At 54.4% G+C, this 12,272-nt stretch carries 9 protein-coding genes; 8 read left to right on the forward strand and 1 reads right to left on the reverse strand.

Annotation, left to right across the window (positions count from 1 at the left end; all coding sequences use genetic code 11):
• Positions 1 to 405: 405 nt before the first annotated feature.
• The 5 genes from BLT01_RS02205 to BLT01_RS02225 are packed head-to-tail and all read left to right on the forward strand — an operon-like array spanning position 406 to position 6,133.
• Complete coding sequence (locus tag BLT01_RS02205; protein WP_092094133.1) at positions 406 to 624, forward strand: hypothetical protein; 219 nt, start codon at positions 406 to 408, stop codon at positions 622 to 624.
• Positions 624 to 2,129: a sodium:solute symporter family protein gene (locus tag BLT01_RS02210; protein ID WP_092094135.1), complete on the forward strand. Its 1,506-nt coding sequence runs from the start codon at positions 624 to 626 to the stop codon at positions 2,127 to 2,129. Before BLT01_RS02205 ends, BLT01_RS02210 begins: the two co-directional genes overlap by 1 nt.
• A gap of 32 nt (positions 2,130 to 2,161) precedes the next feature.
• Entirely contained in the window at positions 2,162 to 3,781 is a 1,620-nt protein-coding gene (locus BLT01_RS02215; RefSeq protein ID WP_092094138.1) for an amidohydrolase, read from the forward strand.
• Complete coding sequence (locus BLT01_RS02220) at positions 3,778 to 4,830, forward strand: C45 family autoproteolytic acyltransferase/hydolase (RefSeq protein ID WP_092094141.1); 1,053 nt, start codon at positions 3,778 to 3,780, stop codon at positions 4,828 to 4,830. The genes BLT01_RS02215 and BLT01_RS02220 overlap by 4 nt, the downstream gene beginning before the upstream one ends.
• Before the next feature lie 46 nt (positions 4,831 to 4,876).
• Positions 4,877 to 6,133 carry a Zn-dependent hydrolase gene (locus BLT01_RS02225; RefSeq protein WP_092094144.1) on the forward strand — a complete coding sequence of 419 codons (1,257 nt, stop codon included), beginning with the start codon at positions 4,877 to 4,879 and terminating at the stop codon, positions 6,131 to 6,133.
• Positions 6,134 to 6,210: 77 nt separating this feature from the next.
• Here the strand turns inward: BLT01_RS02225 and BLT01_RS02230 are convergent, their stop codons facing one another.
• On the reverse strand, positions 6,211 to 7,851 hold the full coding sequence (locus tag BLT01_RS02230; RefSeq protein ID WP_092094146.1) for a PucR family transcriptional regulator: 1,641 nt from the start codon (positions 7,849 to 7,851) through the stop codon (positions 6,211 to 6,213).
• A 148-nt stretch (positions 7,852 to 7,999) separates the two neighbouring features.
• On the opposite strand from BLT01_RS02230, the gene BLT01_RS02235 reads away from it, so the two are divergent.
• The 3 genes from BLT01_RS02235 to ald all read left to right on the forward strand — a co-directional run bounded on the left by BLT01_RS02235 (position 8,000) and on the right by ald (position 12,194).
• Entirely contained in the window at positions 8,000 to 9,463 is a 1,464-nt protein-coding gene (locus tag BLT01_RS02235; protein ID WP_092094148.1) for a CoA-acylating methylmalonate-semialdehyde dehydrogenase, read from the forward strand.
• 171 nt (positions 9,464 to 9,634) lie between these two features.
• Complete coding sequence (locus BLT01_RS02240) at positions 9,635 to 10,993, forward strand: aspartate aminotransferase family protein (RefSeq protein WP_092094150.1); 1,359 nt, start codon at positions 9,635 to 9,637, stop codon at positions 10,991 to 10,993.
• A gap of 67 nt (positions 10,994 to 11,060) precedes the next feature.
• On the forward strand, positions 11,061 to 12,194 hold the full coding sequence (gene ald, locus BLT01_RS02245) for an alanine dehydrogenase (RefSeq protein ID WP_092094152.1): 1,134 nt from the start codon (positions 11,061 to 11,063) through the stop codon (positions 12,192 to 12,194).
• Positions 12,195 to 12,272 lie beyond the last annotated feature (78 nt).

Below are 12,272 nucleotides of genomic sequence, written 5' to 3' on the forward strand. Positions count from 1 at the left end.
CACCAATTGGTAGAAGATACTGACTTCTTTCATCATAGTGAATCGAATCGGCCGAAGGAATAGACAGGACGTTAAATGCTCTTGCTGAATGCGGGACGTAATGTAAAAATCACCCGGTAAAGCTTGGTTAACGCCTGATTGCTCTTAAAATGCGGCTATTAGATTTTGAATAGGATCCCGTACGTTTGTTGATAAATTTTCCTGTATTAGTAAAGGTGTTCACAACTATTAGACAAACTGTCCAGTAGATTGTAACGTTCATTATACATCTAAATAGAAGAATCAGAATTTTCTATACCGTAAGATGTTTAGTGAAAGATATTGCAGTCTGATTGACTCTGTTTTGAAAGCGTTATCATTACCGTTGCCAAACTGTCATTGGAAAAAAACCTCGGGGGGAAATGCATGAAAGCAACATTTAGAACGCCTAAGACTTACAAGGGGTGGATCGGTTTGTTCGCTATTTTGACGGTTGTATTGCTTGGGAGTTGGCCGGTCATACCACTGCTTAATCATGAAGCCATCTTGTTCGGAATGCCGATTCTCATGTTTTGGTCGGTTGTCCTGATCTTCCTGACAACAGGCGTCCTGATGGCACTTAATAAGATGGGGGTGAATGGCTGATGGCACAGTGGATTCCTTTTTTGATTACGGTATCTTACATGGTAATTGCAGTCTGGCTCGGCTTCGGGGCAGGCAAAGGGCGCGATATGAACAAAGTGGAAGAATGGGGAGTTGCCGGCCGAAGTCTGGGACCCATTGTCATGTACCTCCTGGTTGGTGCGGGGGGCATCAGCGCATATACGTTCATGGGAGCACCGGGATGGGCGTATTCGAAAGGGGTACCGGTGCTGTATGTGGTTATATATCTGACATTTATGGGCATTACCGCGTGGTATCTTGGGCCAAAAGTGTGGGATCTGGGAGCGAAGTATAATCACGTGACGCAGGGAGCAGCCATCACACACCGTTATGAAAGCCCGGCACTAGGAGCACTCTCTTCTTTCGTCACCTCGATAGGTGTCCTGGCTTACGCCGTTCTCCAAACGACAGGTTCAGCTTATATTCTGAATGTCATGAGTCATGGCAAGATCCCGGTTTGGCTTGGTGTCATCTTATCTCTGGCCGTTATTTCAATCTATCTTTTCCGTAGCGGGTTGCGGGCGATAGGGATTACGAATGCGTTTCAGGGTGCTCTAATGTTCGTTGTTTCGTGGGCATTCGGACTTTGGGTAGTCAAGCAGTTCACGGGAGGATACTCGTTCGGACCGGTATTTGAACGGGTTCGCGAGGAGGCACCGCAATTCCTGACACTGCCGGGCAACCTTGGGGACATGGGCTTTGCATTCTGGACGACATCCATCCTGATATCCATGGTATCAGTCTGGCAAACTCACTGGATTCAATGGATGGGCGCTAATACACGCAAATCAATCCGTACCGCAGCCACGATGCTTCCGACATACTACATCGTGTGCATCCCGATGCTGGTGGTAGGATTCATCGGCATCTTCGTATATCCCTCACTCGCCAAGGCTGACACTGTTGCCATCCAAATGGCTATGGATAATATGCCTGTGCTTCTCGCAGGCCTGTTGGGTGCGGGCACTTTGGCTGCTGCAATGTCCTCTAGTGAACCGTGCATTCATTCGACGGCTCTCAGTTACAGCAAGGATATCCTTCAGCCAATTTTCAAGCTCACTGATGATAAAGCAGGCAAAATGACACGTTGGCTGATCTTCCCGATTATGGGCCTGATTGTGGCGCCAATCTCAATCATGCAACCTGCAAGCCTTGTCTATATTCTACTGATTGGTTACGGCTTCATTGGCCAGGCGTTCCCGGCATTGGTCGGTATGTTCTTCTGGCCGCGTGCGACAAAGCAGGGTGCATTCTGGGGCCTGGCCGCAGGCTTTGTCGTGACATTGATCTTCTCGGTCTGGTTCCCGCACCCGTTAGGCATTCACGCCGGTATATGGGGACTATTCGTCAACCTGCCGATCTTCTTTATTGTCTCTCTCATGACGGAGCCGGTTTCCAAAAAGACGGTTGAAGACTTCTTCCCGGATATGGTGGATGAGCTTTATGAAGAAGCACCAGAAACGACAACCAAGCCTGTATCAATCTGATCTATTTTCGTTTATGAAAGGGGAATGCGATTATGGCAAAGGAACTGTTCATCAACGGTGAAGTTATTACCGTCAACAGCCAAAACGAAATCATGGAAGCTGTCGCCATAGAAGACGGAAAAATTCTTGCTGTCGGTACCACGGAAGATATTCTGAAACTGAATGACGAGGAGGGGACGGTCACTGACCTGGAAGGGCGCACGCTCATGCCCGGACTCATTGAATCGCATATTCATACGACGATGTATGGGGCAAACGTCCTTGCCATCTCCTGCAAGGACCCTGGTATCCGGACCATCCCTGACTTACTGGAAAAGTTGAAGGAGCAGGCGGCTTCAGTATCCGATGGACAATGGGTCCGTGCTTGGGGCTTTAATGAGAACGCCATCGAAGAAGGCCGGTTCCCGACTCGGGAAGAGTTGGATGGTGTCACAAATCGGCACCCGGTGATGGTGGTCCGTGCTTGCGGACATATTTCCGCGGTCAACAGCAGGGGACTGGCGATTGGGGAGATTACCCGTGATACGCCGGATCCTGAAGGCGGGACAATCGGCCGGGGGGCTGACGGCGAGCCGGACGGACGCCTCATTGAAAATGCCCACATGAACCTGTATCAGCGTGCCGCACATACCCGTGATGAAATCCGTGAAGCCCACAGGGTCGCTTCCCGGCATTTTGCGGAAAAAGGGATTACGGCTGTCCATGATGCGACCGGTTATGGTGTCGATAATATTGAAGCGTTACGAGAGGATGCCGAGGAGGGGGTCATCGCACAGCGTGTGTATGCGATGGTCGGGGCATTGAACAATCCGGATCAGGTCGTCAGGCATTATCTCAAGAAAGACGTCCGCACCGGAGACGGAAACGACCGTTTCAGATACGGCCCGGTCAAGGTATTTCTGGATGGCTCCAGCAGCGGTCCGACCGTCTGGACCACGGAGCCGTATACGAGTGATCCTGAAAACTACGGCATTCACTATATGACACAGGAAGAGCTCGATGACCTGTTCGTTCCGGCACATGAAAAAGGTTGGCAGATCACCGCCCATGCACAGGGCGACGCGGCCATCGATCAGTTGCTGAATACGATCGATAAGGCACACCGGCTCCATCCGCGTGAAGATGCACGCCACCGCATTGAACATGCCGGACTTGCAAGAAAAGACCAGGTGGAGCGTATGAAGGAGCTTGGCGCTGTCCCGACACCAAACCCGGCTTTCTTCCATGAATACGGGGACGGATATCTGAAGAACTACGGTGAACGCGCACTGAACATGTACCCGCTTGCCAGTTACCGGGAGGCCGGTGTTCCGGCAACGCTCACAGCGGACTGCCCGGTCACGGATTATAACCCGATGAGAGGCATCCACAGCGCCATGACCAGAAAGGCGCCGTCCGGACAGGTTGTCGGAGAGGCGGAGCGGATTGGCCTGCTCGATGCTATCCGCTGCTGCACGATCAATGCGGCGTATTCAGGATTCAGCGAGGACAGCACAGGATCCATTGAACCCGGCAAGCTTGCCGACCTAGCCATCCTGGACCGCTCCATTCTAAATGCTGATACTGACGATATTCCTGGCATCCTGGTCGACCGGACGATCATTGGAGGAGAAACGGTCTTTGAACGGAGCGAAGAGGCGGTCCGGTCATGAACGTTACCCGCGCAGTCCGGAAAATTCATCTGAGTGGTACGCCTTATGAGATCGGCCGCGCTCACGGGGAGCAAGGGAAGAGAGAAATCGCAAATAGCCTGTCCACCTATCAGGCACTCTTCCGCGGGTACACGGGGATGTCCTGGCAAGAGGCCTGCGAGAAGGCGCTTCTGCACCATGACGCGATATCGGCATTCCGCCCCGATTATCTGGAAGAAATGCAAGGCGTCGCGGACGGTGCCGGTATCCGGTTTGAGGACATTCTCGCATTAAATGCGCGGAGTGAAATAGCGCTAACGGCTACCCCTGACGGATGCACATCATTTGCTCAGCATAAGGGAGGCAAAACCTGGCTCGGGCAAAATTGGGACTGGAAAAGCAGCCAGATTGATTCCCTCCTGGACATTGAAATCGAGCAGGAAGGGAAACCCTCTGTACGAATGATCACGGAAGGCGGCATTATCGGGAAAGTCGGCTGCAACAGCGCCGGCGTGGGTGTGTGTCTGAACGCACTCATGACAAGGACCTGGCAGCCGAAAGTACCGATACATCTGGGGCTGCGCGCGGTTCTGGACTCCCATACGTTCGGGGAAGCTTCTGAAGCCGTAAGTGATGGGCGGATGGCCTCTCCCGCGCATTTCCTCATCGCCTCCAAAAGCGGTGAGATGGCGGGGACAGAGGTGTCTCCTGTCCATACCGCAACCATTCCGCCCAAGGACGGAGTGGTTGTCCATACCAACCATATATGCGATCCGCAGATGCAAGAGGCCGTATCTGACTTTCCGATTCCGGACTCTGCTCCTCGCCTGGATCGAATCAAAGAGCTGATGAAAGAGTTGGATGAAGAAGCAAGTGCTGAGCAGATGTTTGGCGTGCTGTCCGATCATGAGAACTATCCGGACTCCATTTGCAGACACATCAACCCGTCTTTCCCGGAGCACACACAGATGGAGACTGTCTTCAGCATTGTCATGAATCTTACCACCGGCTCGTTTGACTATCGCACAGGAAGGGCATGTGAGGCAGGCGCCGGTTCAGGCAGTTTCTGAACCGGTGCTCTTTTAGTCGGATATACATGTTAAGGGGGAAGGCCAAGTGGAAAAGATCAATCGTCAGCGTTTGCAGAGCTTGCTGGAACAGTTCAGTGCATTTGGGGCCACAGAAGGGAATGGTGTGACCAGACTCTCCTTGTCACAAGAAGATATCAAAGCACGCCAGAAGTTCATCGAAACCAGTGAAGAAATCGGGTTGTCGGTGAAGGTGGACGATATGGGGAATCTGTATGCAACGCTGCCCGGAAAAGAAGATTTGCCGCCGATTGCGATGGGTTCCCATCTTGATTCCGTCGTAAAAGGAGGCCGGTTCGACGGAACACTGGGTGTTGTGGCCGGATTGGAAGTTGTACGGACGATCGTTGAGCGAAACATCAAGACCAATCACCCGATCACAGTGATTAACTTTACTAATGAAGAAGGTGCCCGCTTCGATCCGGCGATGATGTCTTCAGGGGTGCTGGCGGGCAAGTTTGCAAAAGAAGTCATGCTTCAGTCTTCAGACACGGAAGGCGTGACATTTGGTCAAGCACTTGAGCAAAGCGGGTATGCAGGAGAAGTCGGGAACCGTCTCAAGGAAGCAGCTGCATTTGTAGAGCTTCACATTGAACAGGGCCCAGTTCTTGAACATAACGGCGAGGAGATTGGCGTTGTCGAAGGGGTAATGGGAATGGCTTGCTACGATATTTCACTGAAAGGCGAGTCGAATCATGCCGGTACCACACCGATTCCGATGCGGAGAGATCCAATGTTTGCTTCAGCGCAAATCATTGTGGAACTTCAGCGGGAGCTCAAGAAGCTGCCGGAGGATCTCGTTTACACAATCGGCAGGATCATTGCCTATCCCAATATTCACACGGTCATTCCGAATGAGGTCACGTTCACTATTGAGGCCCGCCACAAGAGCATGGAAGTCATCCGCCAAGTGGAAAGGATCATTGACCGTCTCCCCAAAGTGGTGGAGCGGTGCACACTGACCTCCCGGAAGTTGTGGGGAAGGGATACGGTCGAATTCAAGGAGGACATTGTTCATGCAGTCTCAGAATCGGCTGAAGAGCTTGGTTTCAAAGGCCGCAATATGTACAGCGGAGCCGGACACGATGCACAATTTATCGCCAGTTATATTCCGACAGCGATGATTTTTGTTCCCAGCGCAAAAGGCTACAGTCATCGTGAAGATGAATATACATCGTTTGAGGAATGTGCAAACGGTGCTGATGTTCTCTTGAATACGGTGTTAAAGCTGGATCGGAATTTCAGATCGGAAGAGAAGAAGGTGTTAGAAGAAAATAGAGCTTAACAGAAATACCGGGGACGTCCTTTTCAACGGGACATCTCCGGTATTTGCATGTTGGCCTGATAACAAAGGCTGATCACTTAATGTACCGGAAGCCTCTCTCCCGCTTCGGTCTGCTCCAGCATCCGGTACGCCTGCACCGCCACTTCCAGAGCGAGCCTGTTGGCGGGTTCCATGAAGTCTGCGCCAAGCAGGCCCTCAAGCTTTCCGATCCTGTGGTAGAGCGTCTGCCGGACGATGAACAGGCGATCCGCCGCTTCTTTCTTGGCGCCGCCGCATTCCAGATAGACGACGAGCGTCTCGAACAGGCGGCTGTCATGGCGGGCATCATGTTCAATCAGCATTCCGAGATAATCGTCGACGTAGGTCTCCAGTTCGCCGCTCCTCTTCAAAAGCAGTAACAGGCGGTGGATTCCGAGCTCTTCATAAAACACCGACTCCGTGATGGCTTCCTCCTGGAGCTGGATGACATCCTCGCTTTCGCGGTAGGCCCGCCGAATGTCGGCAAGGTCCTGGTAGGTTTTGCTGATGCCGAATCGGCTGTTTCCGAACTGCGGCATCGGCATGTTCCGGAATTCCCTGATCAGCGGTTCGAACCGGGCATTGCAACGGCTTTTTTCTTCTTCCGAGATAAAAAAGGCGAGCACGGTCATCTCATTTTCGCCCGAAGTGATGGCAGGGAAGAACCCGTGCCGCTGGAACAGGCTCCGGATGAGCAATGCCCGCTGGACAAGTTCTTCTTCCAGCAGGTCCTGTGACGGGAAAGGTGCATTCGTCCCCGGGCGGATGCTGAACGCCCGGTAATACATATTCCTGCTGCGTGCAGGAAGGACGGAGCGGACCGTTTCCGGATCCACATGGCGATCGGTAATGAGGTTGCGGACGACTTTGTCCTCAAGGTTCTGCTTGCGCTCCTCGACCGTCCGGTTGCGGAGAATCACCTGGGAAATGGCAAGACTTGCGCGATCCAGGATCAGAAAATAGAAATCCTCCTGGAGCGGCTCGTCCATGCCGAGAAAGAGCCGTCCCCATACTTGCCCGGGCCCTCGCACCGGAACGCTCGCAAAGCGTCTGTCCGCGATTTCCACATAACGTTCAGTGTTCTCCAGCCCGCCTTCAGACCCGATGCGGGAGCGCAGGATGGCTTCGCTTTCTTTGGCCCCAGACGGATAAAAGTAGGGGGCCGGCCGGTCGGAGATGAAGATGGCCTCCCGCCGGAAATATTCATGGAGCTCCTGGAGGATTTTCAGGATGCCGTTGGACGTGAGGGACAATTCAATGAATCGGCCGGACAGTCTGTCCAGCTCGGAGATCATCTTGTGATGGCGGTTGATCAGCGCTGTGTGGAGATCATGTGTGAGATCGACGAACCGGATCACTTCCTCGAATACGAGAATCGGGAAGCCGAGGCTGTCCGCGAGCTCCAGCACCTCCGCGGAAATCCGTTTTGACGGGTCCGCCAGTTCGATGCACAACGCGGATGCGCCCAGTTCATCCAGCTTGCGGATATAGGCAAGCTGCGTCTCCAGGTCGAGCGCCAAGCTGATGCCGGTTGTCAGGATCAGCTCTTCCCCATTGATCAGCGACTCGAATTCGAGGACTTCAAGAATGTGCGACCAGCGGATTTTCCGGGAAAGGCCGGATGCGCCCGCTGCCAATTTCGCTTTTTGAAAAGACTCCCGTTCCATTACGTCCCGGACAGTCAGCTCGATATTTTTCATACTAAGCCCTTCCTTTCGTCCAATCTTCCAGCTCGTCTATTTGACACTCTGTAAAATGACAAAGATTCTGATAGTTTGTAAAGTAGAGTATGAAGTGAACAGGGCAACCCGTCAAGATGGCATTTAGACCAATGAGGAGGAGTCAGCAATGGAAACAGCTACTGTAAAAACGCAAACGCTTTCAAATTTCATCGGTGGACAATGGGTCAAATCGACCACTGAAACATATGAGGAAGTCCCAAACCCGGCGACAGGAGAAATCATCGCGGAAGTCCCGATTTCCACCAAGGAAGATCTCGACAAAGCCGTTGCCGTCGCAAAAGAGGCATTTAAAACCTGGAAAAAGACACCTGTGCCGCAGCGTGCAAGGGTGATGTTCAAGTTTCAGCAACTGCTCGTCGAGAATTGGGATGAGCTCGCACGTCTCGTCACCACCGAGAATGGCAAAAGCTTCACGGAAGCGCACGGTGAAGTGCTCCGCGGCATCGAGTGCGTTGAGTTCGCAGCAGGCGCGCCTTCCCTCATGATGGGGCAGCAGCTGCCGGACATCTCGAAAAACATGGAATCGGGCATGTACCGATATCCGATCGGCGTCATCGGCGGCATCACGCCGTTCAACTTCCCGATGATGGTGCCGGCGTGGATGTTCCCGCTTGCCATCGTCGCAGGGAATACATTTGTGCTGAAGCCGTCCGAGCGCACACCGCTCCTGGCAAACCGCCTGGCGGATCTTCTGAAAGAGGCGGGCCTGCCTGACGGGGTGTTCAATATCGTCCATGGGGCGCACGACGTGGTCAATGGCCTTCTCGAGCACAAGGACGTTCCGGCCATTTCCTTTGTCGGTTCCCAGCCGGTCGCGGAATACGTCTATAAGACAGGAACGGCACACGGCAAGCGGGTCCAGGCGCTGGCCGGCGCAAAAAACCATTCCATTGTCATGCCGGATGCGGACCTCGATCATGCCGTCAAAAACATCACGGGCGCGGCGTTCGGCTCGGCCGGCGAGCGCTGCATGGCTGCGGCGGTTGTCGTCGCGGTCGGTGATGTTGCAGACGAACTCGTCGACCGTCTGAAGCAGGCCGCCGATGACATCACGATCGGCAACGGCCTGGATGAGGATGTGTTCCTCGGCCCTGTGATCCGCCCGGCCCACAAGGACCGTACGATTGGTTATATCGAAACGGGCGTTGAAGAAGGCGCCAAACTCGTCCGCGACGGCCGCAATGACAAATCGAGCTCCGAAGGCGGCTACTTTGTCGGACCGACGATCTTTGATGAGGTGACACAGGAGATGAAGATTTGGAAAGATGAAATCTTCGCACCGGTTCTCTCGGTCGTCCGAGTCGATACACTGGCGGAAGCGATCGAGTTCGCCAACGCTTCCGACTTTGCAAACGGCGCCTGCCTGTACACCGACAGCGCATCGGCAATCCGGGAGTTCCGCGACGACATCGATGCCGGAATGCTCGGCGTCAATCTCGGCGTCCCGGCACCGATGGCCTTCTTCCCGTTTTCGGGCTACAAAAAGAGCTTCTACGGTGACCTTCACGCCAACGGCAAAGACGGCATCGAGTTCTATACAAGGAAGAAGATGCTGACTCAGCGGCACTGATTGACGGCGCCATTTCCGTGAAAGAACAATAAGGGAGCGCGAAAGATCAATAAGGGACGGCGAAAGATCAGTAAGCCGTCCGAAAGATCAACAAGGCCCCATGGAAGATCAATCAAGCGGCCGCCCCCTGAGGCGGCTGAAAAACGAACCCATCCGAAAGGGGATAGAACGATGACCGTCGTAAAAACGGAAGCCCAGTCGCTCGTCGAAAAAGACCGGCAAAACGTCTGGCACCACATTTCTCCATATGTGGAGAAAAACCCGCCAATGATCTGGGCAAAGGGGGAAGGCGCCTGGGTGACGGACCATGAGGGGAACCGTTACCTGGACGGCATGTCCGGACTGTGGTGTGTCAACGTCGGCTACGGCCGCGAAGAGCTTGCGAAGGCAGCTTATGACCAGATGAAGGAACTGTGCTACGTGCCGATGACACAAAGCCATGAGCCGGCGATCGAGCTTGCGGCAAAGCTGAACGAATGGCTGGATGACGACTACATGATCTTCTATTCCAATAGCGGTTCCGACGCGAACGAAGTCGCATTCAAGATCGCCCGCCAGTACCATCAGCAAAAGGGCGATGCGTCGCGCTACAAGTTCATCAGCCGCTACCGGGCCTACCACGGCAGCTCGATGGGCGCGCTCGCCGCGACCGGACAGTCGCTCCGCAAGTACAAGTACGAACCGCTCGCGCCGGGGTTTCTTCACGTCGCGCCGCCTGACAACTATCGGCGTCCGGAAGGCATGAGCGTCGAGGAGTACAACCTCATGCGGGCGGAAGAACTCGAGCAGAAGATCATCTGGGAGCAGAAAGAGACGGTTGCCGGAGTGATCATGGAGCCGCTCATCACAGGAGGCGGCATTCTGATCCCTCACCCGGTTTACCTCCAAAAAGTGGAGGAGATCTGCAAAAAACACGGCGTCCTTCTCATCATTGATGAAGTTATCTGCGGATTCGGCCGCACGGGCAAGAAGTTCGGCCACCAAAACTTCGGCCTGAAGCCGGACATCGTCACCATGGCCAAAGGCCTCACAAGCGCCTACCTGCCGCTGTCCGTCACGGCAGTGCGCAAGGACATCTACGAGACGTTCAAGGACAGCGAGGAAAACAGCCACTTCCGCCATGTGAACACGTTCGGCGGCAACCCGGCGGCATGTGCGGTGGCTCTGAAGAACCTCGAAATCATCGAGCGGGAGGGCCTCGTCGAACGCGCGGACCGTCATGGCGAGCGTCTCCGCGCGGAACTGGCACATCTTCAGGAGCATCCGTATGTCGGTGAAGTCCGGGGAATCGGCTTCCTGCTCGGCGTCGAACTGGTGGAAGATAAACAGACCCGCGAACCGGCAAGTGCCGCGCGGATTGGCAAAATCATCGCCGACTGCAAGGCGAATGGCCTGATCGTAGGGAAAAACGGGGACACGGTAGCCGGGTATAACAATATTCTGACCCTGTCCCCGCCGCTCTCCTGCACGGACCAGGATGTCGATTTCATTATTTCCGTGATCAAGAAGGTTTTTGAAGAAAACTGTTGAAATAGAAGAGTTGGGGAGTTGGAATCCGGGAGGCGCCTGCCTCCCTTTAATTTGGAGGGAAATGGAAATGAGAATCGGAGTACCTAAAGAGATCAAAAACAACGAAAACCGGGTGGCGATGACGCCTGCAGGTGTGGCGATATTGGCAACCGCCGGCCACAACGTGATCATCGAGAAGGGGGCGGGCCTCGGTTCCGGCTTCACGGATGAGGAATACGCGGCTGAAGGCGCGGCAATCGTTGAAACGGCTGCAGAAGCGTGGGCGGCCGACATGGTGATGAAGGTCAAGGAGCCGCTTCCGGAAGAGTACGGCTATTTCCGTGAAGACCTGATCTTGTTCACATACCTGCACCTTGCTGCGGAGCCTGAGCTTGCGGAAGCGCTTGTTGAGAAGAAAGTGACGGCGATCGCTTATGAAACCGTCCAGTTGCCGAACCGCTCGCTGCCGCTCCTTTCGCCGATGAGCGAAGTCGCCGGCCGCATGGCGACGCAGATCGGTGCCCAGTTCCTCGAGCGCATCCACGGCGGCAAGGGCATCCTTTTATCAGGCGTGCCGGGCGTCCAGCGCGGCAAGGTCACCGTCATCGGCGGCGGCATGGCCGGCGCAAACGCCGCGCGTGTCGCGGTCGGAATGGGCGCGCAGGTGACGGTCATCGACCTGAGCCCGGAACGTCTCCGCCAGCTGGACGACCAGTTCGGAAATGACATCCAGACGCTCATGTCGAACCCGTTCAACATCGCGGAAGCGGTGAAGGACGCGGACCTGGTTGTCGGTGCTGTTTTAATCCCGGGTGCCAAGGCGCCAAAGCTTGTCACGGAAGAAATGGTCAAGTCGATGCAGCCGGGCTCGGTTCTCGTTGACATCGCAATCGATCAGGGCGGCATCTTTGAAACATCCGACCGCATTACGACGCATGACGCCCCGATCTATGAAAAACATGGCGTCGTCCATTATGCTGTAGCCAATATGCCGGGCGCGGTGCCGCGTACATCCACGATGGCGCTCACGAATGTCACGGTGCCATATGCACTCCAGATTGCGAACAAAGGCTGGAAGCAGGCGGCCCTCGACAACGAGCCGCTCCGCAAAGGCTTCAACACTTACGCGGGCCATGTCACTTACAAGTCGGTCGCGGAAGACCTCGGATACACTCATGCCGATCTTCTGGACCTGATTGAGCCGGTTGCGCAGCACAACTGAACATTACGAAGGGGGACCTGTCCGGACAGGTCCCCCTTTAGTATCAGTGCTAATATTAGCTGAAAAAAATAGGATTCC

This window comes from Bhargavaea beijingensis, from assembly GCF_900101985.1.
Taxonomy (GTDB): Bacteria; Bacillota; Bacilli; order Bacillales_A; family Planococcaceae; genus Bhargavaea; species Bhargavaea beijingensis.

Coding starts and splice junctions, on each gene's coding strand:
- BLT01_RS02205 (WP_092094133.1), top strand. CDS start 406: ATGAAAGCAACATTTAGAACGCCTAAGACTTACAAGGGGTGGATCGGT.
- BLT01_RS02210 (WP_092094135.1), top strand. CDS start 624: ATGGCACAGTGGATTCCTTTTTTGATTACGGTATCTTACATGGTAATT.
- BLT01_RS02215 (WP_092094138.1), top strand. CDS start 2,162: ATGGCAAAGGAACTGTTCATCAACGGTGAAGTTATTACCGTCAACAGC.
- BLT01_RS02220 (WP_092094141.1), top strand. CDS start 3,778: ATGAACGTTACCCGCGCAGTCCGGAAAATTCATCTGAGTGGTACGCCT.
- BLT01_RS02230 (WP_092094146.1), bottom strand. CDS start 7,851: ATGAAAAATATCGAGCTGACTGTCCGGGACGTAATGGAACGGGAGTCT.
- BLT01_RS02235 (WP_092094148.1), top strand. CDS start 8,000: ATGGAAACAGCTACTGTAAAAACGCAAACGCTTTCAAATTTCATCGGT.
- BLT01_RS02240 (WP_092094150.1), top strand. CDS start 9,635: ATGACCGTCGTAAAAACGGAAGCCCAGTCGCTCGTCGAAAAAGACCGG.
- ald (WP_092094152.1), top strand. CDS start 11,061: ATGAGAATCGGAGTACCTAAAGAGATCAAAAACAACGAAAACCGGGTG.